Origin of the sequence: Mangrovimonas sp. ST2L15, assembly GCF_001280515.1 — a bacterium.
Classification (GTDB): Bacteria; Bacteroidota; Bacteroidia; order Flavobacteriales; family Flavobacteriaceae; genus Mangrovimonas; species Mangrovimonas futianensis.
Genome location: NZ_LBIQ01000030.1, coordinates 560,713 through 583,628 on the forward strand (window position 1 = coordinate 560,713; position 22,916 = coordinate 583,628).

Genomic DNA, 22,916 nt, shown 5'->3' on the forward strand with positions numbered 1-22,916 from the left:
ATACTTAATATTATGAAAACTAAACAACTAGTCACTTTTCTATCACTTTTTATTGCAATATCGACAATGGGTCAGGATAAAGTGAAATATTCTGATGATGAAATCGATATGCTAAAGGCATATTATTTCAATGAAGGTTTCAATACTCCAGCAACCAAAAAGGTGTCTACCTTGGTTATGAAGAATGGAGCAATTCATAAAGGATATTGCAAAAGTATTGTCACTAAAAAGGGACAAATTCACCAGCTGTATTTCAAAGATAGTATTTCAGGAAATAAAGAAACTTATAAGGCTGAGGATATATCAGAAGCATATCTATTTGCAAGTGGTATGGAGAAGTTTAACAAGATGTCCAAAAAATTCAGTAATTATGGAATGGGAGGTAGAAATAGTGTGGATAAATTGACTTCGAGTGATGAGATATATTTCATAAACCAAAAAGTAGCTTTAAAAAATAAGAAAGACGAGAAAGAATTTTTAATGCAATTAATAAACCCTAGTTTCAGTAAATTCATTTCCGTTTATCATGATCCTTTTGCAAAGGAAACACAAGGAATGAAATTTGGTGCAGCTCCTAAAATAGGCGGAGGTATTATTAAGTCTTATTATGTGCAAAAAGGAGATAAGATTATTTGGCTTCATAAAAATGACTTTGAGGAAAATTACCAATTCCTTTTTGGTGACAACGAATCTTTCATGAAAAAATACCCCTATAATTCGGTAAACTGGGATTGGTTTAGTGCCTTAGTAAATGAATATACCAGACTGGCATTGGAAGATGAAAGTGAATAATTTTTTGTCAAAATAAGTAAAATAAAAACCCCATGAAACATTGATTTCATGGGGTTTTTATTTTGGTGAAGTGTTTTGGGTTACAATTGATGAAATCCCTTTTTAACTTTTAAATATAGTTGAAAAAACTCTAGTTGAATGGACTATTCTAGTCTTTTAAACTTATATAGACATCCTTCGTCGCAATTTAAATAGGCAGGTGACAATAGAAGGAAGCCATCTTCAAAATTATAATATTCAACAAAAGTTGCTGGTGGGTCTCCAAGGGCAGTACTAAAATCTTCACAATTATAAACAAGGGTTAGAGTGTTGTTTGTTAAGATGTAGTCGCCCGTAGAACATTCTGAAAATTTGTTTGAATAGAATGTTTCATCTTCTTTAAATTGATAAATATATCCATTCTCGATAGCATTCCATTGATTTCCATTACTAAGGCCAAAGAAGGTTGCTTCTAATTGCCATAGTCCCAACAAATTGTCTGGTTGTTCGATATCCATTTCATCATTTTCATTATTAGAGCAACCAAGGATTAGTAATGGTATTATAAATAGAAATTTTTTCAAACTTGATAAATTAGGGTGATTGATATTTATTTAGAGTGTGAATAAAATTATAAAATTTTTAAAACTTAATTAAAGTTATCAAGAAGGATTCACATTCGTTTTTTCAACTGCATTTCGTGTGCAAATATGGGGCATAAAAAACGCAACCAATTATTAATTAACTGATTGCGAATTTAAAAGTGGAGCATATCGGAGTCGAACCGATGACCTCTACGCTGCCAGCGTAGCGCTCTAGCCAGCTGAGCTAATGCCCCAAGCTCTAGAATGCGAAAATACTACTTTTTCTAAATAAATTGAGTTTCTTTTAAAAGATTTTATTGAATGCCACTGAGCACCAGAACAGGCATCGTACTGCAGTGAAAGTCCTTTTTTAAAATGGTATTGCTTTCCCATAATTTGGTGAAAAAACCACGTTTACGTCTTACCACACAAAGAAGATTGGCTTGATATGTTTGGTAATTCTCTAAAACGCCTTGAAAAGTTGTTGGACTTTCAACATGGGAAAATTGATGGACTAGGGATTCTAATTCAGGATGTAAATTAAAATCTGCTTCTTTGTAAGTAGGCGTTTTGACTAAAAGAAGATCTAGTTTCGCATTAAAATGTTCCATGACTAATTTTAATGGCTCTAGAACACCTTCTTTTTTGATGTTGGCCGATTTCATTGCCAATAATATTTTGGAGATGGGTTCAAACACATAGTTTTCAGGAACTATTAGCGCGGGAATCTGTGTTTGTTTAATCACTTTTCCAGAGGTCTGTCCTAAATATACCTCTTCCTTGATAGAGGTTGTTCTTGGGGCGATCATTAATAAATCAATTTGAAGATCAGATTGAAGGGTCTCCAAAGTGGAAATGAGTTCCCCAATGATGGATTTCGAAATGATTTCTACCCCTTTTTGATCCACCGATTCGAGAAGTAATTCCAATTCTTTTTCTACTTCGTCAACCAAATAGTTTCCAACCTTGACACTAGTTCCTGAGTGTGGATAGATATCATTGATTTTAACTAAATAAATTTTCGCATTAAATGTGTGTGCAAAATCAATTGCATATTGTAGCAAACCTTTGGCATTTCCAGAAGATCCAATCAGAACTAAAATATTCCTCATAATTCAAATAATTAATAAGTAATTTGGAAACAAAATTACAGATAATCTTGATAAGAAAAGCCCAATTGGCAGATTTGGATCGCTTGCTTGAAATTACAGGAGCATGTGCGAATCATATGCAGGAACAAGGCATATTTCAATGGAATGAATTCTATCCAAGTTTTGAAGCCTTTAAAACCGATGTAAACCGTCAGGAATTATACGTTTATGAATTAGAGGGTACTGTTCAAGGATGTGTTGTACTTTCAAGCTTTAAAGATGCCGAGTATGAGACCGTGGAATGGTTAACCCCAGAAAGCAAGCACCTATATATCCATCGTTTGGCAGTTCATCCCAAGGTTCAGGGTCATGGACTCGCTAGAGAATTAATGACATTTGCCGAACAATGGGCAATCGATAATAACTATGATTCTATCAGATTAGACACGTTCTCCAAGAACCTCCGAAACCAAAATTTTTACGAACTTCGCGGTTATAAACGATTGGGTGAAATATATTTCCCCAAGCAGAGCGAATTTCCGTTTTATTGTTACGAACGTCTCTTGTGACTACCGATTTAAGTTTAAAACATATCAATAAATTGGCTATCCCGGCATTGATTGGTGGCATATCCGAGCCTATATTGTCTTTGACCGATACGGCGGTTGTGGGTAATATGGAGCTGAATGCTACAGAATCTTTGGCAGCCGTAGGTATTGTAGCCACTTTTTTATCCATGCTTATTTGGGTGTTTGGCCAAACAAGAAGTGCGATTTCTTCTATTATTTCTCAATACCTGGGAGCCAATCGCCTTCCTGAAGTCAAATCATTACCTGCACAAGCCATTACTATTGTAGTCTTGATCAGTTTACTGATTTTGGCCATAACTTTTCCTTTTTCCAGACAAATTTTCAAGCTGTATAATGCGTCAGGACTTATCCTGGAATACTGTGTGGAGTACTTCAGAATCCGTATTTTCGGATTTCCGTTCACCCTTTTTACCATAGGTGTGTTTGGTGCTTTTAGAGGGCTTCAAAACACATTCTATCCCATGGTGATAGCCATCATTGGTTGTGTGTCTAATGTGCTTTTAGACCTGGTTTTGGTATATGGTGTGGAAGGTTTTATTCCCGCAATGAATATCCAAGGGGCTGCCTATGCCAGTGTGATTGCCCAAATTCTTATGGCATTGATTTCCGCGTTTTACTTGTACCAAAAAACACCATTGCCTCTTGTGGCGACTTGGCCTCTAAATAAAGAAATTAAAAAATTCACTTTCATGGTCCTCAATTTATTTGTGAGAACTATAGCTCTTAATGTGACACTTTATTTCGGTTCTTCTTATGCTACAAGTTATGGAGCAAACTACATAGCGGCCTATACCATTGCCATTAATCTCTGGTTTTTGGGAGCCTTTTTGATAGATGGATATGCTAGCGCCGGTAATATTTTATCGGGTAAATTGTTAGGAGGAAAGCGGTATCATGATTTGATACAGTTAAGTAACAAGCTTATTATCTATGGGATTGTAGTTGGAACAATCATGGCGTTAATTGGTACAGCGACCTATAGTTCTATTGGGCGTATTTTTACAGATGATGAAGCCGTTTTACGAGAGTTTTACAAGGTCTTTTGGATGATTTTAGCAATGCAGCCCTTGTGTGCCTTGGCATTTATTTTTGATGGTATGTTTAAGGGGATGGGAAAAATGAAGTATTTGCGCAATTTATTGTTGGTAGCAACCTTTGGGGTTTTTATCCCTGTTTTACTTTTTGTTGATTACCTGAATTTGCAACTCTATGGCATTTTTATTGCTTTAACTGTCTGGATTATTGCCAGAGGAATTCCCTTAATCGTAAAATTTCGAAAACTCTTTTTACCCCTTGCCCAAAAAGCGTAACTTTGGTTAGTAAATTCACTAAGTGATATGTTTTTGTTGAACTTTTTGCAGGAACCAAGCATTGAGGAAAAAATCAAAAATGCACCTGATAAAGGCTATGAAATAGGCGTTTTTATCGGGACTATGTTGCCTTTTTTGGTTTTGGTCCTGGTAGCTTATCTTATTTATAGATACAACAAAAATCGCGTCGATAAATAATACGTTATGGGAGGAAATATGTTATTTCTGCTGTTGGCAGTCGTTTTAATTATTATTTATATCTACAATCGAAACAGAAGGCTGTAAGCAGTCTATCTGGTTTTTAACCAACCAGTGATACTCAACCTTCTTGTGTTAACGGGCTTGACCTCATGTTCGATAATTTGGCTTTCAAAAATAACCATACGACCCGGGAAGGGGTAAATAACTTTTTTAGTTTCCTCGCCATTTTCATTGAGATAAAGTACCAATTCACCACCATTTTCTGGTAACCAATTTTCGTTGTTTAAATAGCAAACAATGGATAATTTTCTTCTATCATCATTCTGAAAGGTGTCCAAGTGACGCTTGTAAAAAGTACCCGTAGGATAAACGGCATAGTGAAACTCCTTTTGTAAGATGCCCAAAAAGCAGGTTCTATTTAAATAGGAAATCAGGTTGTTTACCTTATCAAAGAACATGGTTTCAGCGGGAGTTGCCTGATTTTGGTCCAGCCACATGATATGATCGCCCCTTATGGATTTAATGATATTTTCATTGACCCTATTGCCAATGGCGGCCTTTTTAAAGGAGTCTTCTTTATAATTATCTAAAAGGGAATTACGAAGCGCATGCACTTCTTCTTCGGTAAAAAAGGTCTCAACAATGCTATATTGTTGATGCATTAAATCAGATATAATCTGCTCATACTGCGGATTTTCAATAAAATCCAATTGCTCAAAAAGCTCTTCCATTGACTTCAATCACAAAAAGTGCGCAAATGTAATTTAAAAACCCATAGATTTTACAAATTCAATACCTTTGCAGTGAAATTTTTTTAGTGATGAGCCAAATAAGAATTACCAAGCAATTTTCCTTTGAAACAGGACATGCTTTATACGGGTACGATGGAAAATGTAAAAACGTTCATGGTCATAGTTACAAATTGGCGGTGACCGTCATTGGGCAGCCTATAGAAGATACTACCAATGTGAAATATGGAATGGTAATCGATTTTGGGGATTTAAAAAAAATTGTCAAGGAAGAAATCGTGAATGTCTTTGATCATGCTACCGTGTTTAATAAAAACACGCCACATGTGGAGTTGGCAAGGGAATTGGAGAGTCGTGGCCACAATGTATTGTTGGTAGATTACCAACCCACTTCCGAACGTATGGTCATAGATTTTTCAGAAAAAATAAAAAGCAGATTGCCAGAGAATATCCAGTTGCACTCGTTAAGACTGCAGGAAACAGATTCCAGTTATGCCGAATGGTATGCAAGCGATAATTAGTTAAATTTGATAAATTGAATTGTCGCAATTAGCCCGTCAAAGGGTACGCGCCATTTAGTATCGACTATATGAAAATCCCCGCCGGAAAGAAAATATATTTTGCTTCAGACAACCATTTAGGTGCTCCCACATACAAAGAGTCATTGCCTAGGGAGAAGAAGTTTGTGGCATGGTTGGATGAAGTTAAGGAGGATGCAGCCGCCATTTTTCTGTTGGGTGATTTGTTCGATTTTTGGTTTGAATACAAAACCGTTATTCCAAAGGGTTTTACTCGAACTTTAGGGAAGCTAGCTGAAATTACTGATTCTGGAATTCCTGTCTTTTTCTTTGTGGGCAACCACGATTTGTGGATGAATGGGTATTTTGAAGAAGAACTGAACATTCCAGTCTATCACAAACCTCAAGAATTTGTTTTCAACAACAAGGTATTTTTAATTGGTCATGGTGACGGATTGGGACCGGGAGACAAAGGATACAAACGAATGAAAAAAGTCTTTACCAATCCCTTTTGTAAATGGCTATTCAGGTGGTTACACCCCGATTTGGGCGTTAAATTGGCAACATACCTTTCGGTGGAAAACAAATTGATATCAGGAGAAGAAGATGCTAAATTTTTAGGGGAAGATAACGAGTGGTTGGTGCAATACTGTAAACGAAAACTGGAGACCAATGCCATTGATTATTTTGTGTTTGGTCACCGGCACTTACCACTGGAAATAGACCTAGGAGGGAATTCCCAATACATCAATTTAGGAGACTGGATCGGCTATTACACCTATGGCGTTTTTGATGGGGAGAAGATGACTTTGGAAAAATATTAATCTTCCTCATGTGCTTCCATATCCTTGGTTAAATCCAAGCGTCTAAAGGAAGGTGACACCAAACCTGTGGTGATTACGGTTAATAAGGTCATAGTACCTCCAAAAACGACTGCAGTGACTGTTCCCATAAGTTTTGCGGTTAGACCACTTTCAAAAGCACCCAATTCGTTTGAGGAACCTACAAAAATGGAGTTGACCGATGAGACGCGTCCACGCATATGATCTGGGGTTTTAAGTTGTAAAATGGTTTGCCGAATCACCACCGAAACGCCATCAAATACACCACTAAAGAATAAAGCGGCCAAGGAGATCCAAAAGTATTGTGACAAACCAAAAACAATAATACTTACCCCAAATCCAAACACGGCCCCGAGCAACTTAAATCCAGCTTTTTTGCTTAAAGGCATGTAGGCGGTTACCAACATGGTAAGCAAAGAACCTACTGCGGGAGCTGCCCGTAAAACGCCGAACCCTTGGGAGCCTACTTTTAGAATGTCTTGGGCAAAAACCGGTAATAAGGCTACGGCACCTCCAAACAAAACAGCAATCATATCTAAGGTGATGGCTCCTAAAATGGCTTGGTTTCCAAACACAAATTGAATGCCTTCTTTCAAACTTTTTCCTACCGATTCCCCAATTTTAGGATTGAGAATGGGCTTTTTGGAAATATTAAATAACGCAGCCAGCGCTAAGACTACGCAACCAAAAATAAAAAGCATGGTCCAATGAACCCCTATCCAGTGAATGGAAAACCCAGCTAGGGCAGGTCCCATTACGGCAGCCATTTGCCAGGTAGAGCTACTCCAAGTGGCGGCATTGGGGTAAAGTTTTTTGGGAACAATCAAAGCCACTAGGGAGAATACCGTAGGGCCAATGAAAGCGCGAACAAAGCCACCAAGAAATACCAAAAAGTAAATGGCATACAGGATGAGCTTGGTGTTCCAGTCGGCCACAATCTGATCCCAGGTTAAAAGGAACAGGGCAAAACTGATAAAAGAAAACGCTACAATACACTTGATGAGTAGATTTCGTTTTTCATTCTGATCGACAAAATGACCCGCATAAAGCGCCATTAGGACCGCGGGTACAACTTCCATCAATCCGATGATACCCAATGAAAAGGGATCTTTGGTCATGGAATACACTTCCCATTCAATCACTATAAATTGCATGGACCAGGCAAAAACCAAGGCAAACCTGACAATAAGGAATATATTGAACTCTTTTATACGAAGTGAAGCGTATGGGTCTTTTTTGGCCATTTGGTTTTGGGAATTGGAAACTCAAATGTACAATTTGAAATTGGGTTTAGGAATTCTATTAGAAGTAAATTAAGAGGCTATAAGTTTAAATTCTACCCGTCTATTTTGCTCCCGTCCAGCATCCGTTTTATTACTTGCTTTGGGCTTGGAGCTCCCAAAACCAAACCATTTAATTCTCTGCGAATCCAAACCTTTTTGAATCAAATAGTCTGATACGGCTTTGGCGCGTTGTTCAGATAGCTCTTGGTTTCTTTCAGATGTTCCCACGTCATCTGTATGACCATAAATCTCCACAGACAGGTTGGGATGTTTTTTTAAATGCTCGTAAAGGGCATTCAATTCGTCTTTGGAGTTTGGAAGGAGGATGGATTTATCAAATTCGAAAAGAACATTTTTTAAGGTGTAGACTGTTTGTTCTTCAAAGCTTACTGAAGATTGTTTTGCAGGTTTTTCAATCTGTTTTATCGGTTTAAGATGAAGGGGCTTTATCTCGACATCATCAATGTAGTAATATCCCATGGGCTTCAATTCATTGCTTTCAAGCTTTTCCACATCAGCATTCAAATTGCTTTCAAAATTGCCAATAAGAAAATAGGTCTCAAACCCTTTGGCTTTGTAAGTGGTTTTTATTTCTACCCATTGGGTTTTATCATTTACATACCCCTTATTAAAAATAGGTCTGTAACTAACATTACTTGATTTTTCTGCAATCCTTTTAGCATTGATGGCTCTATCATAATTAATGTTACTCAATTGATGGTCTAAAAAATAAACCCCAAAATGTTTAATGGCTCTGTTGGATAGTTCTGCGAGACTGACATAAAATGAGATCTGATACGTGCTGTCTTTTTCTAAAGTAGTGGCCAAGGTTCCTTGAATGTATTCGCGGTAATTTCCATAGGCAAATCCATAAAAACCAGCATAACCCTTTCCTGTTCTCGCTTTTTGGTACCCGTTGAAATTTTTGTAACCTACTATCTGACTACACTCATTAAAATAATCGGGTGTCCCACCTGTTGGGCGCAACCAATGGTTTACACCATTGCCTCCTTCTTTGAGGCTGATATAGCCAATGCTTTCTGGGCAGTTTTTATAATCTTCAAAGCTGGAATTTAAAACCAAGTTTTGAGCATAAAGCCCTGAACAAAATAGAAAAAGAAAGAAAAATCTCATAACAAGCGGAACGAAAAGACGACTCACTTATTTTATGTCCCTTAATTTTAATTGCAAGGAAGTCTGTCCGTTCCAGTGGTTTTCATCTACCGAATAGACTGCTTTAAAGGTTTTTGGTTTTTCGATAAGAGGTAACTTCTCACCCAATCCAAAGCCTATGGCCACAAAGGAGTCGCTGTCATTTTGTTTGACATTAATCCTGAGGTGTGAGCCATCTCCCACACATTTTCCATAACCGGTATCTTGAAGGTCTTCTGTCATAAAAATGGGAGTCATGTTACCTGGACCAAAGGGTGCAAATTGTTTTAGAATGCGGTAAAACTTAGGCGTGATATCACTTAAAGGAATCTGGGCATCAATTTTAATTTCAGGGGTTAAAAGGGTTTTGTCAATGGTGTTTGAAACCACATCTTCAAAAGCTTGTTTAAAGGCTTCGTAGTTTTCTTCTTTAAGCGTTAACCCGGCAGCATACTTATGACCACCAAACTGCTCAATGTGGTCGCTACAGGCTTCCAAGGCATTATAAACATCAAACCCACTCACCGATCGAGCTGATGCAGCCAGCTTATCACCACTTTTTGTAAATACCAAAGTGGGTCTGTAGTAGGTTTCGGTTAATCGGGAGGCGACAATGCCAATGACTCCTTTGTGCCAAGAATCTTGATACACAACGGTTGTGTAACGTTCTATTTCGTTTTTCTCCAGAATTTGCTCCAGCGCTTCTTCTGTAATACGGCTGTCTTCTTCTTTTCTATCAGAATTATAGGTTTCAATGGCCTTTGCAAATTCTACGGCTTTTGAATAATCTATTTCCGTTAATAATTCCACGGCATGATTGCCATGTTTCATACGTCCAGCCGCATTGATACGAGGTGCAATAATAAACACCACATCGGTGATGGTCAATTGGTCTTTTTTTACTTGAGCAATAATGGCTTCAAATCCAGGTCTTGGTTGGGTATTGATCACCTGCAAACCAAAATAGGCCAAGACTCTATTCTCTCCTGTAATAGGGACAATATCAGCACCTATGGCGGTAGCTACTAGATCAAGATACTCCATAAGATCTTCTGGCGTTTCTCCCTGTTTGGAAGCCAAGGCCTGAATCAATTTAAAACCCACACCACATCCGCATAATTCTTTGTAAGGATATTTGCAATCTTCCCGTTTGGGATCCAAAACAGCCACCGCTTTTGGAAGTTCTTTACCAGGCCTGTGGTGGTCACATATAATAAAATCGATGCCTTTTTCTTGGGCGTAAGAAACTTTATCTAATGCTTTGATCCCGCAATCCAGAGCAATGATGAGACTGAATTCGTTATCATGGGCAAAGTCAATACCTTTAAAAGAGACCCCATAGCCTTCATCATACCTGTCCGGAATGTAAGTAGCCACCAAATCAGTCCGGGTCCTTAAATAGGTGCTCATTAAGGAAACCGCGGTAGTACCGTCAACGTCATAATCACCATAAACCAAAATTCGTTCATCATTGATTAAAGCTGTTTTAATGCGTTCTACAGCTCGATCCATATCGGTCATTAAAAACGGATCGTGCAAATCACCCAAACTTGGGCGAAAAAAGGTTTTGGCTTCTTCAAAGGTTTCAATACCACGTTGAACCAGCAAACTCGCAACTGCACTTTCCACCTGTAAATCGTTGGAAAGGGTAGCTACTTTTTCTGGTTGAGGTTTGGGTTTGATGGTCCAACGCATGGGCAATTATTCTTTGACTCTGATATAACTTGAATAAATCTCTTGATCGTTTTTTAAAACAACCACTTTGTAATATTGATTCTTAGTAAGATACGATAAATTTAAATCAATTGGTCCAGATTTAAAATTTGGATAATAATGTTCTTCATATACTTGGTCCTCCTTCTCTCTATCAACAATTTTAATGGTCACTTTTCCAGCTGTATTTGAAAAGTAATCAATGCTTACTGGGCCATAAGTATTTCTAGGAAAGGCCGTCACCTTTTCAGCTGTATCTAAATGATACGTCTTGGTTGAATAGACTTTAAAGTTATAAACGATATCATTTCCAAAATCGGAATTGAAGTGTTTAATAGCCCGTCCCTGTAAATCCTCAAATCTAATTTCTCCTCTGCCAGCCGTATCGTGGTACCAAAAATCAAGACCATCGCCTACACTATCGGTCAATTTAAATTGATAGAGACCTTCTTTTAGTCGGATGGTATCCCGATACACTTTATTCGGTTTGATTTCGGTGGTATCTTTTACAAAAATAGATTGCCCTTCAGCATTTGTGAAACCATAGATGTTTTCACTTTGTTTTTGGTTGGTTTTATAATAAACAACAAATTCTTTTGGGAGGTGGTCAGGACGTTTGTACTCGGTCTCCAAAGAATTGTCATGAGAAAAAGCATCCTTTTTCCCATTTGGCTTACTTAAACGGATTTGAAACATAGCAGTTTCCTTGTCTGTAAAAATGATTTCAGGGAGTTTCAGTTCTTGTGTTTCTCCAAATGCTAAATAACCTTTCCATTGGTAGGTTTTTTGAGGTTCACCTTTCAAACCATACTGAATGTCTAAGCTCTCCAATGCTTTAGAACCATTGTTTTTTATTTTGATAATGGGATAGCCCAAAGTAGGATTTCGTCTGCTGTTCACATCCGATCCTGAAGGTTCGATGACTTCCAAAAGGGATACATCGTTTTGATTGTTGGGAGCTTCATATTCAATCACATAGGCCGTGATGACTTCATCTGCGCTAGGGTCTTCGGTTTCATAAGGTTCCATGTTGATGTCCATCACAAAAGGTTGCCCTTTTTCTATGGGTAGCACCAATTCATCGGGTTGCAGCAAATATCCGGGACACCAATTGGCCCGATCAAAAATCCAAGTACCAGCTTGGGGATATAAAGGGTTGCTTCCACAGCTCGTCCAAACATCTTTATGATCTATTAATTTATCATTTACTAACACCTCCCGATATTTACTGCAAAACTCACCGCAACCATTGGCGTCCATACCATGTCCGGTATGAAGAATTTTAATTTTAGCAACGCTCGTTTTTTTGTGAAGTTTGATATTTTGAGGAGTTAGGTGGCTTTCAATGGGGTTGTTTTTATCTCCATATCGAAACTTGCCATCATACACTTTATGAATGGCTAAAGGATGAGCAACAGGTTCTCCAAAAGTGATTTCAAAATCAACAGAAATCTTCCAGCCTCGTTGTTTGTTGTCTTCATAACCCGTATGAATGTATTCCACTTCAATATCATCTCTCAGTAACATGCTGAAATCAGTGACATCCAATTGCCATTTGAAGCTCCAGTCCTTTTGATAAAAGGCGCCATAAGGTGTCAGCATCCTAGCAATTTCATAAACGGTGGTGTCTTTTTTGGAACGGATGTTAATCTTGTCGGCATAATCCCAGTGGGCGCAGTTGATGGAATCAGGACACTCAAAAGTTAAGTTTAAAATGATACTCCTGATATCTCGTTTTTTACTAGGAAATTTCACCCAATGTTTATAACTGTTTTCCCCTTTGGAAGGGTCAGTGACAATGACTTCCTGATTATGGGAAATGACATGGGACTTATTTTGGGCCAATAGAAAATGGGTGCCTCCAAGAATGAGGAAGCACCCTATTAAAATTCTTAATTTCATAGTTAGTGATTGTGGTAATGGATAGCAATCTTTATTTCAGCAAATTGACGGAACATTTCCATGACGCCACAATATCTTTCAACTGATAAATCTACCGCCTTTTTAATTTTCTTTTCATCCAATTCGCTTCCGTGAAAGTGATATTCTACCAACACTTTATTGTAGTATTTTGGGTGTTCTTCGGTAAGTTCCCCATGTACATCTATTTTGAACTTGGTGTATTCAACTCTCATTTTTTTAAGAAGAGACACCACATCCAAGCCAGAACACCCTGCTAATGACGACAGCATCAAAGCTTTTGGGCGCAGGCCTTCACTTTGTCCACCATGTTCTGGAGAGGCTTCTATAAAAAAGGTGTTGCCACTAGGGTTGTTTGATTCGAATAGCATCCCTGATTCCCATTGAGTTGTCACTAAATCTGTCATCTAAATAAAATTTTTTGTTACTTGAAGTTTCAAAAATACCACTTAAAAATCTAAAAAAGAACAATTATGCCGTTAGTTACACCCTTACCTGCAGACCATGATTTAGAAACCAAAGAATTGGCAAATTTCTTTAATGAAACCTTGGGCTTTTGTCCTAATTCTGTGTTGACTATGCAACATAGACCCGCCATTTCGAAAGCTTTTATAAATCTCAATAAAGCCGTTATGGCCAATGAAGGGAAGGTTACTTCTGCACTAAAGCGGATGATTGCCTGGGTAAGCAGTAATGCTACCGGTTGTAGGTATTGTCAAGCCCATGCCATAAGGGCTGCAGAACGCTATGGTGCCGAACAAGAACAACTGGATAATATTTGGGATTACAGGACGCACCCCGCTTTTAGTGAAGCAGAGCGGGCGGCATTGGATTTTAGTTTGGCGGCCTCCCAAGTTCCCAATGGTGTAACTGAGGAAATAAAAACAAGACTTTATGAATACTGGAATGAGGGGGAAATTGTAGAAATGTTAGGTGTGATTTCTTTATTTGGTTATCTAAACCGGTGGAATGATAGTATGGCGACAACAATTGAACAAGGTGCTGTAGCAAGTGGTGAACAATATCTGAGTAAGCATGGTTGGGAGAAAGGGAAGCATCTTTAAAAAGTTTTTATAGGGAGAGAGAAATAAAAGAAATCTTGTTACGTACATTACATTATTTGATGGTTAACTTTTTATAATTTAACCATTTACCTTTTAAATTATCTTTTTAAAATGTTAACTTAGTAGACCCTTGAGTTAATTGAAGCTACACCAATTACATTTTTGTTGACTTAACACATAGGTTCTATGAAACGTCTGCTATTTCCATTCCTCGCGTTATTTCTTCTAAATGGTTGTAAAAACAATACTAAAGAAGAGACTGTAACTAATAATTCTTCTGTTGAAGAAGAGGCTACCAACACAAGTGTGGCCACGAATCCTTTAAAAAATGTCTATTGGGGAGACACCCACAACCACACAGGCAACTCTTTTGATGTATTTTTATTTGGTACCCCAAATTCAACTCCTGAAATCGCTTATCGTTTTGCCAAAGGAGAGGAAGTAGAAAGTCCAACAACAGGTAAACCTTGGAGGCTTTCAAAACCTTTGGACTTTCTGGTAGTGGCCGACCACGCCGAATTAATAGGGTCAATTCCATTGATGTATAAAAATACCCCTGGCATTTCTGATACAAAAACAGGAAAGGCCTTTTTAGGAATTGCGCCCAACAAATCAGAAGAAAACATGCAAACATTGTATGATATTCTTAATTACGCAGCCTTCGACCAACCTAATCAGTCGAACTTGACAGCGAAAGATTTAATTAATGATTTTGGAGGTGAAAAAGTTAGCGATGCTTGGAATAGTTATATTGAAACTGCTGAAAAACACAATGATCCTGGGAAATTCACCACACTTATAGGATGGGAATGGTCTTCTAACAATAGTGGCGCCAACTTACATAGAGTTGTTTTTATGCCTCAGGGAGGTGATGTGGCTAAACAGTTTATACCCTATAGTGCTCTAGAAAGCGATAATCCAGAAGACCTTTGGGCTTGGCTTGAAACCACAAGTAAACGAACAGGCGCTGAGTTTGTGGCCATCCCACATAACCCAAATATTAGCTTAGGGCTTATGTTTCCCGAAACCCGTTTAAACGGACAACCTGTAGATAAGGCCTATGCCGAAGCCCGAATGAAATGGGAGCGCTCCGTAGAAATTACCCAAATTAAAGGAGACTCTGAAACCCACCCGGCATTGTCTCCCAACGATGAATTTGCCGATTTTGAAACCTACGATTTTGCTTTAACTCCTGATGGTACACGACCTGCTCCAACCAAAGCAGATTATGTTCGCTCAGGTTTAAAAACCGGATTGGAACTTGAAAAGAAAATTGGAGCGAACCCTTATAAAATTGGATTTGTAGGGAGTTCTGATTCTCATACGGGTATGTCGGCTATTGAAGAAACCAACTTTGCAGGAAAGGGCCAACATGATTCCGAACCAAAGAAACGAGCACACCCTACGGGCATTGGTTCATCCAAAGGATGGGATATGGGAGCTGCAGGATGGGTAGGTGTTTGGGCCGAAAGTAACACGCGCCAAAGTATCGTGGATGCCTTCCAACGTAAAGAAGTTTATGCTACCACAGGACCTCGCATCACCTTACGTGTGTTTGGAGGCTATAATTTTGCTGAAAGTGACCTGAATGCTGAAATGGTTAAAACAGGCTATGATAAAGGCGTACCTATGGGTGGCGATTTAAATAAAACCGATGAGGGTACAGTGCCTGGGTTTTTAATATCTGCATTAAAAGATCCTGATGGCGCAAATCTTGACAGAGTTCAAGTAGTTAAAGGCTGGTTAAAAGCAGATGGCACTGCTGATGAGAAAATATATGACGTTGCCTTATCAGATGGCAGAACAGACGGTAAGCAAAAAGTTGGCAATACTGTAGATATTAAAACCGGAAAATACACTAATAGCATTGGGGCTACAGAGCTAAAAGTATTTTGGCAAGACCCCGATTTCAATCCTAATCAAAGTGCCTTCTATTATGTGAGAGTTTTAGAAATACCAACACCAAGATATTCCTTATTGGATGCTATAACCTTGGGCATTGACGTTAAAGAAACCAATCACCCTGCGACTATTCAAGAAAGGATCTATAGTTCGCCAATTTGGTATAATCCAAACTAATTTACAGCTATAGGTTACCATAATCTGAAACACATAAATTATGACAAAATCTAGTTTTTCAATAATCACCTTGTTTGTACTTCTTTTGGTGAGCTGCAAAGACACACCAAAAGAACCCACTGTTACAGACAATCCCCCTGAGAAGGAAACCTCCATTACATCAAGCATTCCCACCAATCCCTTAAAAAATGTGTATTGGGGAGACCAGCACTTACACACTGCTTGGTCTGCTGATGCCGGAGCTGTCGGTACACGTTTAGGTCCTGAAGACGCTTTACGTTTTGCTCGAGGTGAAGAAGTGATTAGTGCTACCAAACAAAAAGCCAAATTAAACCGTCCATTAGATTGGTTGGCTATTACAGACCACTCCGATGGTGCTGGAGTTATTACCGCGGTGATTGAAGGAGATGAAGCTGTTATGGGCGATCCCATTGTAGCTCAGTACTATGCAGATATGGAGGCAGGAGGCGAAAAAGCGGCTGCCGTAATGATGGATTTGATTAACCGCCAATCCAACAACAATTTACCTCCAGTGTTCACAGATCCTGAATTTGCTAAATCCGTATGGTTAAAAAACATAGACATTGTTGAGAAATTTAATGACCCAGGAAAGTTCACTGCTTTTATTGCTTATGAATGGACCTCCAACTTTGGAGGGGGTAACAACCTTCATCGAAATGTCATATATCGAGATGGTGGAGATATTGCCAGACAAATGAGCCCCATGACCACCTTCGATTCGGAAAACCCAGAAGATTTATGGAAATGGATGGCTAATTTTGAGGAAAAAACTGGTGGTTCGCTGTTGGCCATTCCGCACAATGGAAACCTATCAAACGGACTTATGTTTAAAAATACTGCATTTGGCGGAACTCCTTTAACAAAAGAATTAGCAGCCTTACGTAATAAATATGAAGTACTTTACGAAATTACCCAAGGTAAAGGCACCAGCGAAACACATCCCATTTTATCACCTAATGACGAGTTTGCCAATTTTGAACTTTGGGATAAAGGGAATCTGGTAATGGTACCCAAAACCAAAGACATGTTGCAAACCGAATACGCCCGAAAAGCCTTAAAAGATGGTTTAAAACTAGAAAGCGAGCTTGGGGTCAATCCCTTTAAATATGGATTTGCAGGAGGTACGGACTCTCATACGGCACTTTCTACGGCCGAGGAAGACAATTATTGGGGTAAATACGCCTCTTCCGAACCCAGTGCAGAACGCTGGTCTGAAAAAGCTTTAGATTTCCCATCTGGATATGTTCGAGGATGGCAATTAGGCGCTTCCGGATATACTGGTGTTTGGGCTGAATCTAACACAAGGGAAGCCCTCTGGGATGCCATGAAACGTAAAGAGACCTTCGCTTCTACTGGTCCTAGAATGAGTGTTCGATTCTTCGGTGGATTTGAATATACCGCTAGCGACATTGAGGATCCTAATTATGTAGTCACAGGATATGATAAAGGAGTTCCTATGGGTGGTGATATTAGTAATGCTCTGGAAGTTAAGGCGCCCACATTCTTAATCAGCGCAGTTAAAGATCCTGCCAGTGGTAATTTAGACCGTATTCAGGTAATCAAAGGTTGGTTAGATGCCACTGGAAACACCCACGAAAAAGTTTATAATGTCGTTTGGGGTGATGCCGACAAACGAAAATTGGATGCCGAGGGTAACTTACCTCCAGTTGGTAATACCGTAGACGTAAAAAATGCTTCTTGGGAAAATACCATTGGCGCTACCGAATTGAAAACCTTTTGGCAAGATCCCGATTTCGACCCAACACTCAAAGCCTTTTATTATGTGAGAGTTCTAGAAATTCCTACTCCAAGATGGACAACCTTCGACGCCGTGAAATACAATTTAGAAATGACCGACGATGTACCCCGCACTATACAAGAACGTGCCTATACCTCGCCTATTTGGTACAATCCAAATTAATTATTAGAAAAGAAAAGAAAAGAAAAGGTATGAACTAATAAAAACAACATCATGAAAAAGTCCATTTTTATTTCAGCCTCCTTCATAATCATGTTCTTGATTGGATGCAAGAATGACCCCAAAACCAATGTTAGTGAATCGGTGAGCCATGCTGAGGAATCAACAACGGAATCTAAAGTAAAGGTTAACCCCAATAAAGATGCTTATTTTGGCAACCTTCACGTACACACCAGTTGGTCCTTTGATGGTTACACTAATGGTTCTGTAACCACTCCAGATGATGCCTATCGTTGGGCAAAAGGTGAAGCCATTCCTGGTGGAGGTGGTGGCGGTGATTTACAAATAAAGGTTCCTTTAGATTGGTACGCTGTTTCGGATCATGCAGAATACATGGGCGTATTCAAAAAAATGGAAGACCCCGAAAGCCCATTTAGTAAACTCCCCATAGCAAAAAGAATTACTTCTGATGATGTCTCTGTATCTTTTGCAGCCTTTGCTGAAGTATTGGATGGCATGAATAAAGGAGTGCCTCAAGATGAATTGACCGATTCCAATTTAGCCAAATCCCTTTGGAAAGAGATAATTGCCATTGGCGATAAACATAATGAGCCAGGAAAATTCACAACCTTTTCTGCTTTCGAGTGGACTTCGGCACCAAACAATCGCAATCTTCATAGAGTTGTTTTGTTTGGCAATAATTCCAATATTCCAAGCCTGCCCTATTCTGTATTTGATTCTGCAAAACCTGAAGATTTATGGGTTTACATGGAAAATGCAAGAACTAAGGGAGCTACACTATTAGCAGTTCCTCATAATGGGAATGCCAGTGACGGAATGATGTTTGAATTAGTAGATTCTGAAGACAATGCCATTACCAAAGCCTATAGTGAGACCCGAATGAGAAATGAGCCGCTCTATGAAATCACTCAAATTAAAGGGACCTCAGAAGTGCATCCAGACCTGAGTCCTAATGATGAATTTGCCAATTTTGAACTATGGGACTATACCCTTTCTGCCATTACAGAACGCCCTAAAAATAGAAAAGGAAGCTATTTAAGAGAGGCTTATAAAGATGGATTAAAATTAGATAGTGAAGGAGCAGGAAATCCCTTTAAATATGGTATTATTGGAGATTCCGATACCCACAACTCGGCATCCAGTATAGAAGAAGACAATTATACCGGAAAATTTGGAATGGAAAACAATCCTGAGCATCGCCTTGAAGGAATTCCTGGAAATAAAGAAGCCAGTAACCAGCAAATACGTGAGTTTAGCTCTGGAGGATTGGCTGGGGTTTGGGCCGAATCAAATACCAGGGAATCCATTTTTGAGGCCTTGAAAAGGAAGGAAACTTTTGGGACTTCAGGTCCGCGTATGAAAGTGCGGTTCTTTGGTGGTTATAATTATTCTGAAGATTTAGTAAGTCAAACTAATTGGCTCAATACCGCTTATGAAAGTGGTGTACCCATGGGAAGTAACCTGCAGTCATCTACTGGGAAGTCACCTACCTTTGTGATACATGCTGTCAAGGAAGCCGATGGTGCTAATCTTGATCGTATTCAAGTTATAAAAGGTTGGCTGGATGCCAATGGCAAGACCCATGAAAAAATATACAATGTTGCCATGTCTGATGGAAGAACGGCAGAAAGCAACGGCAATGTTTCTGATGTAGGAAATACGGTAGACATTAAAAATGCGTCTTACACGAATGATATTGGAGCTACTGAATTAAAAACCGTTTGGACCGATCCCGATTTTAACGCCCAACAATATGCCTTTTACTATGTAAGGGTTTTGGAAATCCCAACGCCACGATGGAGTACGTATGACGCCAAAACTTTAGGTATAGAACCTCGAAAAGATTTGCCTGCAACCATTCAGGAACGAGCTTGGAGTAGCCCAATATGGTATAACCCAAACTAATTTTATGAAACAACTACTTAAAGAACCCCTAATTCACTTTTTCCTATTAGGCGCCTTATTATTTGTGTTATATAGTCAAGTTAACAAAAGTGATACCGAACAGGATATCGTTATTGACAATGCCGATGTTGAACATATGGCCGAACTTTGGCGCATGCAGTGGCAGAGGCCTCCAACTACTGAAGAGTTGCAGGGACTTATCGACAAGTACGTGAATCAAGAAGTTTTGTACCGGGAAGCGCTTAGAATGAACCTAGACCATAACGACGAGATTGTCAAGCGTAGGTTGGCTCAAAAGATGGAATTCCTTGGGCAGGATCTTTCTGGTTTAGTGTCACCAGCTTCAGAGAAAAATCTTAAAGCTTATTTTGAAGCGCATCAAAAGGACTTTGAAACACCCTATCTCTACAGCTTTTATCATGTCATTTTCACTCCGGATAATCACACTAATCCTTCAGAAAAAGCTAAAACAGTTTTGAGGGAATTTAAGGAGACTTCGCCTTTAAAAATGAAAACCTACGGGGATAATTTTCCTTTAGATTTTGAAATATCAGATACTGATGCTTTCTTCTTGAAAAGAGAATTTGGAGAACAATTTAGCAAACAACTAGAAACTTTGCCAACAGGGCAGTGGACAGGCCCTATCGTCTCTGGTTATGGGGTGCACTTGGTGTATATTGAATCTCGAACACCTCCGAGTATCCCAAACTTTATAGATGTAAAAGATGAGGTGCAGCGCGAATATGAATACCAAATGGAACAAGAAAGTCAAGAGGCCATCCTGAAAGCGCTGAGAGACAATTATAAGGTACGCATAACTGCAGACAATCTTGAAAAAGCCACCACGGACGAACTTGCCCAAAATCAACAACCATGAAACGCTTCCTTCGTTACATTCTATTGGAGTTTATATTATTGCTGGCTCTTCCCACAGAAGCCCACGAGATTAGGCCAGCCTATTTACAGATGGTTCAACAAAGCGACACCCAGTACCAAATACTATGGAAAGTACCTGCTATGGGTGATATGTCATTAAAGATATACCCGCGTTTCGAAGATGGCTTTCAGCTGAGCGAATCGGGACTCCCAAGGTCTGTAAGTGGTGCTATGATACACAATTACACACTTGTGGGTAACCATCCTTTGGAAGGAAGTTCTATTGAAATTGTCAACCTTAACAAAACCATGGTAGATGTCTTGGTGAATATTACCTACCTCAATGGTGAAAAGGTTTCCTTAATGCTCCGTCCAGATGCGCCTATGGCTGTTTTACCGGGTAGCAATAGTAAATGGCAAGTAGTCAAGACTTATACCATTTTGGGAATTGAACACATATGGTTTGGTATAGACCATCTCCTATTTGTTCTGGCGCTTATCATTATAACAACAGGGTTTAATAAAATTGTGAAAACCATTACAGCATTCACCTTAGCCCATAGCATTACTTTAAGTTTAGCGGTTTTGGGTTACGCCAATTTACCCGGACCTCCTGTAGAGGCTATTATTGCTTTGAGTATAGTGTTTTTAGCCTTGGAAATGATCAAAATACATCAAGGCAAACCCACTTTAACGGCTCAAAAACCATGGCTGGTGGCTTTTAGTTTTGGCTTACTTCACGGTTTTGGTTTTGCAGGTGCTTTAACTGAAGTGGGATTACCTCAATCGGAAATTCCTTTAGCTTTAGCCTTTTTTAATATTGGTGTAGAACTTGGACAAATTGTTTTTGTTGTGGTTGTATCTGCTATTCTATATGTATTAGCATTTAAAAAAGACTGGTCTTTAGTTGCTAAAAAAGTGCCGGCCTATGCCATAGGATCACTTGCTGCTTTCTGGACTATTGAACGTATTATTGGATTTTGGGGTTAGGAAAGTCTTAAGATTAGATAATGTGCCGTTTAAAATACAGAATAACCTAATCAATATTTATGAAAACACTTCTTTTGACACTTTGTTTCGTTTTAATGACTCCCAAATTGGAGGTGGCCAAAGACCCTATAATTGGCACCTGGAAAATGACCAAATTGGTTTGGCAATATGAAAATGGCACTACAAAGGACAGGGCGCTAGGTAAACATGCCTTACATAAAACCTTTACGTACTATGGTGATGGTAACCTTTTATTTAGGGAATACCTTTACAATGATGAAACCGATCGTTTTGATTTACCCGGGAATGAAATAACAAAAGGGACTTGGATTAAAGGAGAAGGACAAGAATATCAAAGGGAAATGAAACGGTATTATGGAGACAAATTATCATCTAGCTACCCCAATTCTTCTCGTGTTTTTGTGTTTTCTGAGGACCAAAACTCCATGCAGATAACCACAGATTTTGAAAAAGACGGAACCATATTTGAAGGAGATAATAAACCTGTTAAAGAGGTGGCCTATTTTGTAAGGATGAGATAACTATTTTTTCCCAGCTACCACAATTGCAATTTCCCCTTTAGGTGGCTTTTGAGTGTAATAATCTAAAACCTCTTTGGCTGTGCCACGAACGGTTTCTTCATACAGTTTGGTAAGTTCTCGAGAGACCGATACCTGGCGGTCTTCACCAAAGTATTCACAAAAGTGTCCTAAGGTTTTAATGAGTTTATGCGGACTCTCATAAAAAATCATGGTTCTGGGTTCTTCGGCAAGCAAGGTCAAGCGGGTTTGTCTACCTTTTTTAACAGGTAAAAAGCCTTCAAATACAAACTTGTCGTTAGGTAAGCCACTATTCACCAAAGCAGGTACAAAGGCAGTAGCCCCAGGCAAACATTCTACCTCTATGTTGTTTTCTATAGCGGCCCGGGTCAATAAAAACCCAGGATCAGAAATGGCTGGGGTGCCAGCATCACTTATCAAGGCAATAGATGAACCGCCTTTAAGACGTTCTATTAGCCGCTCTACCGTTTTATGTTCGTTGTGCATGTGGTGTGACTGGGAGGGCGTTGTAACCTCAAAGTGCTTGAGCAATTTACCAGAAGTTCTGGTGTCCTCGGCGAGAATCAAATCGACGTCCTTTAAGACCTCAATGGCTCTAAAGGTCATGTCTTTTAAATTTCCAATGGGAGTAGGAACAATATAGAGTTTGCTCATTTTGTAACGTTGAATGTTCAAATTTACAATCTTTTAGGGTATCTTAACGCAACCAAAAAAGGAATTTGACGTCTACTATAAAACCAACCTATGCTTCAAAGGAT

Annotated in this window: 21 protein-coding genes and 1 tRNA gene; 12 read left to right on the forward strand and 10 right to left on the reverse strand. The window is 39.0% G+C overall.

The window, feature by feature from the left end; all coding sequences use genetic code 11:
* Positions 1–12: 12 nt before the first annotated feature.
* Positions 13–792 carry a hypothetical protein gene (locus tag ZA07_RS06370; RefSeq protein WP_053970884.1) on the forward strand — a complete coding sequence of 260 codons (780 nt, stop codon included), beginning with the start codon at positions 13–15 and terminating at the stop codon, positions 790–792.
* Between the two features lie 143 nt (positions 793–935).
* On the opposite strand, the gene ZA07_RS06375 is transcribed toward ZA07_RS06370, so the two are convergent.
* From ZA07_RS06375 to ZA07_RS06385, 3 genes are all read right to left on the reverse strand, one after another.
* A complete protein-coding gene (locus ZA07_RS06375) occupies positions 936–1,355 on the reverse strand; it encodes a hypothetical protein (protein WP_053970885.1) in 420 nt (139 codons plus the stop codon).
* 180 nt (positions 1,356–1,535) lie between these two features.
* Positions 1,536–1,609: transfer RNA gene (locus tag ZA07_RS06380), tRNA-Ala, on the reverse strand.
* Positions 1,610–1,669: 60 nt separating this feature from the next.
* Positions 1,670–2,467 carry a universal stress protein gene (locus tag ZA07_RS06385; protein ID WP_053970886.1) on the reverse strand — a complete coding sequence of 266 codons (798 nt, stop codon included), beginning with the start codon at positions 2,465–2,467 and terminating at the stop codon, positions 1,670–1,672.
* 47 nt (positions 2,468–2,514) lie between these two features.
* Between ZA07_RS06385 and ZA07_RS06390 the strand changes: the two genes are divergently transcribed.
* Positions 2,515–3,015 (forward strand): GNAT family N-acetyltransferase, encoded by a 501-nt coding sequence (locus tag ZA07_RS06390; RefSeq protein ID WP_053970887.1) that lies wholly within the window; start codon positions 2,515–2,517, stop codon positions 3,013–3,015.
* Positions 3,012–4,346, forward strand: a complete 1,335-nt coding sequence (locus tag ZA07_RS06395; protein ID WP_053970888.1) for an MATE family efflux transporter — start codon at positions 3,012–3,014, stop codon at positions 4,344–4,346. Before ZA07_RS06390 ends, ZA07_RS06395 begins: the two co-directional genes overlap by 4 nt.
* Before the next feature lie 290 nt (positions 4,347–4,636).
* Here ZA07_RS06395 and ZA07_RS06400 read toward each other — a convergent pair whose 3' ends face one another.
* Positions 4,637–5,278: a 2OG-Fe(II) oxygenase gene (locus tag ZA07_RS06400; protein ID WP_053970889.1), complete on the reverse strand. Its 642-nt coding sequence runs from the start codon at positions 5,276–5,278 to the stop codon at positions 4,637–4,639.
* Positions 5,279–5,367: 89 nt separating this feature from the next.
* On the opposite strand from ZA07_RS06400, the gene ZA07_RS06405 reads away from it, so the two are divergent.
* Entirely contained in the window at positions 5,368–5,817 is a 450-nt protein-coding gene (locus ZA07_RS06405; RefSeq protein ID WP_053970890.1) for a 6-carboxytetrahydropterin synthase, read from the forward strand.
* A 68-nt stretch (positions 5,818–5,885) separates the two neighbouring features.
* On the forward strand, positions 5,886–6,638 hold the full coding sequence (locus ZA07_RS06410) for a UDP-2,3-diacylglucosamine diphosphatase (protein ID WP_053970891.1): 753 nt from the start codon (positions 5,886–5,888) through the stop codon (positions 6,636–6,638).
* Here the strand turns inward: ZA07_RS06410 and ZA07_RS06415 are convergent.
* From ZA07_RS06415 to ZA07_RS06435, 5 genes are all read right to left on the reverse strand, one after another.
* Complete coding sequence (locus tag ZA07_RS06415) at positions 6,635–7,900, reverse strand: MFS transporter (protein ID WP_053970892.1); 1,266 nt, start codon at positions 7,898–7,900, stop codon at positions 6,635–6,637. The genes ZA07_RS06410 and ZA07_RS06415 overlap by 4 nt on opposite strands.
* Positions 7,901–7,969: 69 nt before the next feature.
* The gene (locus tag ZA07_RS06420; RefSeq protein ID WP_053970893.1) at positions 7,970–9,073 is read right to left on the reverse strand and encodes an OmpA family protein; all 1,104 of its coding nucleotides are present in this window, start codon (positions 9,071–9,073) and stop codon (positions 7,970–7,972) included.
* 27 nt (positions 9,074–9,100) lie between these two features.
* Complete coding sequence (gene recJ, locus ZA07_RS06425) at positions 9,101–10,786, reverse strand: single-stranded-DNA-specific exonuclease RecJ (protein ID WP_053970894.1); 1,686 nt, start codon at positions 10,784–10,786, stop codon at positions 9,101–9,103.
* A 6-nt stretch (positions 10,787–10,792) separates the two neighbouring features.
* Positions 10,793–12,706 carry a peptide-N-glycosidase F-related protein gene (locus ZA07_RS06430; protein ID WP_053970895.1) on the reverse strand — a complete coding sequence of 638 codons (1,914 nt, stop codon included), beginning with the start codon at positions 12,704–12,706 and terminating at the stop codon, positions 10,793–10,795.
* A 2-nt stretch (positions 12,707–12,708) separates the two neighbouring features.
* Positions 12,709–13,131, reverse strand: coding sequence for an OsmC family protein (locus ZA07_RS06435; protein WP_053970896.1), 423 nt, complete (start codon positions 13,129–13,131; stop codon positions 12,709–12,711).
* A 66-nt stretch (positions 13,132–13,197) separates the two neighbouring features.
* On the opposite strand from ZA07_RS06435, the gene ZA07_RS06440 reads away from it, so the two are divergent.
* The 7 genes from ZA07_RS06440 (at position 13,198) to ZA07_RS06470 (ending at position 22,140) form a co-directional block, all read left to right on the forward strand.
* Entirely contained in the window at positions 13,198–13,788 is a 591-nt protein-coding gene (locus ZA07_RS06440) for a carboxymuconolactone decarboxylase family protein (protein ID WP_053970897.1), read from the forward strand.
* 186 nt (positions 13,789–13,974) lie between these two features.
* Positions 13,975–15,867 carry a DUF3604 domain-containing protein gene (locus tag ZA07_RS06445; RefSeq protein WP_053970898.1) on the forward strand — a complete coding sequence of 631 codons (1,893 nt, stop codon included), beginning with the start codon at positions 13,975–13,977 and terminating at the stop codon, positions 15,865–15,867.
* Between the two features lie 40 nt (positions 15,868–15,907).
* Positions 15,908–17,809, forward strand: a complete 1,902-nt coding sequence (locus tag ZA07_RS06450) for a DUF3604 domain-containing protein (protein WP_053970899.1) — start codon at positions 15,908–15,910, stop codon at positions 17,807–17,809.
* A 51-nt stretch (positions 17,810–17,860) separates the two neighbouring features.
* Positions 17,861–19,732 carry a DUF3604 domain-containing protein gene (locus tag ZA07_RS06455; RefSeq protein ID WP_082316528.1) on the forward strand — a complete coding sequence of 624 codons (1,872 nt, stop codon included), beginning with the start codon at positions 17,861–17,863 and terminating at the stop codon, positions 19,730–19,732.
* Between the two features lie 4 nt (positions 19,733–19,736).
* Positions 19,737–20,609 carry a peptidyl-prolyl cis-trans isomerase gene (locus tag ZA07_RS06460; protein WP_053970901.1) on the forward strand — a complete coding sequence of 291 codons (873 nt, stop codon included), beginning with the start codon at positions 19,737–19,739 and terminating at the stop codon, positions 20,607–20,609.
* Positions 20,606–21,598, forward strand: coding sequence for a HupE/UreJ family protein (locus tag ZA07_RS06465; RefSeq protein ID WP_082316529.1), 993 nt, complete (start codon positions 20,606–20,608; stop codon positions 21,596–21,598). The genes ZA07_RS06460 and ZA07_RS06465 overlap by 4 nt, the downstream gene beginning before the upstream one ends.
* 59 nt (positions 21,599–21,657) lie before the next feature.
* Positions 21,658–22,140: a hypothetical protein gene (locus ZA07_RS06470; protein WP_157492079.1), complete on the forward strand. Its 483-nt coding sequence runs from the start codon at positions 21,658–21,660 to the stop codon at positions 22,138–22,140.
* On the opposite strand, the gene rsmI is transcribed toward ZA07_RS06470, so the two are convergent.
* Entirely contained in the window at positions 22,141–22,812 is a 672-nt protein-coding gene (gene rsmI, locus ZA07_RS06475; protein ID WP_053970903.1) for a 16S rRNA (cytidine(1402)-2'-O)-methyltransferase, read from the reverse strand.
* Positions 22,813–22,916: the final 104 nt, after the last annotated feature.

Excerpts from the sequence above, each read along its gene's own strand:
- ZA07_RS06370 (WP_053970884.1), top strand. The coding sequence starts at position 13 with ATGAAAACTAAACAACTAGTCACTTTTCTATCACTTTTTATTGCAATA.
- ZA07_RS06385 (WP_053970886.1), bottom strand. The coding sequence starts at position 2,467 with ATGAGGAATATTTTAGTTCTGATTGGATCTTCTGGAAATGCCAAAGGT.
- ZA07_RS06400 (WP_053970889.1), bottom strand. The coding sequence starts at position 5,278 with ATGGAAGAGCTTTTTGAGCAATTGGATTTTATTGAAAATCCGCAGTAT.
- ZA07_RS06405 (WP_053970890.1), top strand. The coding sequence starts at position 5,368 with ATGAGCCAAATAAGAATTACCAAGCAATTTTCCTTTGAAACAGGACAT.
- ZA07_RS06410 (WP_053970891.1), top strand. The coding sequence starts at position 5,886 with ATGAAAATCCCCGCCGGAAAGAAAATATATTTTGCTTCAGACAACCAT.
- ZA07_RS06415 (WP_053970892.1), bottom strand. The coding sequence starts at position 7,900 with ATGGCCAAAAAAGACCCATACGCTTCACTTCGTATAAAAGAGTTCAAT.
- ZA07_RS06420 (WP_053970893.1), bottom strand. The coding sequence starts at position 9,073 with ATGAGATTTTTCTTTCTTTTTCTATTTTGTTCAGGGCTTTATGCTCAA.
- recJ (WP_053970894.1), bottom strand. The coding sequence starts at position 10,786 with ATGCGTTGGACCATCAAACCCAAACCTCAACCAGAAAAAGTAGCTACC.
- ZA07_RS06430 (WP_053970895.1), bottom strand. The coding sequence starts at position 12,706 with ATGAAATTAAGAATTTTAATAGGGTGCTTCCTCATTCTTGGAGGCACC.
- ZA07_RS06435 (WP_053970896.1), bottom strand. The coding sequence starts at position 13,131 with ATGACAGATTTAGTGACAACTCAATGGGAATCAGGGATGCTATTCGAA.
- ZA07_RS06440 (WP_053970897.1), top strand. The coding sequence starts at position 13,198 with ATGCCGTTAGTTACACCCTTACCTGCAGACCATGATTTAGAAACCAAA.
- ZA07_RS06445 (WP_053970898.1), top strand. The coding sequence starts at position 13,975 with ATGAAACGTCTGCTATTTCCATTCCTCGCGTTATTTCTTCTAAATGGT.
- ZA07_RS06450 (WP_053970899.1), top strand. The coding sequence starts at position 15,908 with ATGACAAAATCTAGTTTTTCAATAATCACCTTGTTTGTACTTCTTTTG.
- ZA07_RS06455 (WP_082316528.1), top strand. The coding sequence starts at position 17,861 with ATGAAAAAGTCCATTTTTATTTCAGCCTCCTTCATAATCATGTTCTTG.
- ZA07_RS06460 (WP_053970901.1), top strand. The coding sequence starts at position 19,737 with ATGAAACAACTACTTAAAGAACCCCTAATTCACTTTTTCCTATTAGGC.
- ZA07_RS06465 (WP_082316529.1), top strand. The coding sequence starts at position 20,606 with ATGAAACGCTTCCTTCGTTACATTCTATTGGAGTTTATATTATTGCTG.
- ZA07_RS06470 (WP_157492079.1), top strand. The coding sequence starts at position 21,658 with ATGAAAACACTTCTTTTGACACTTTGTTTCGTTTTAATGACTCCCAAA.
- rsmI (WP_053970903.1), bottom strand. The coding sequence starts at position 22,812 with ATGAGCAAACTCTATATTGTTCCTACTCCCATTGGAAATTTAAAAGAC.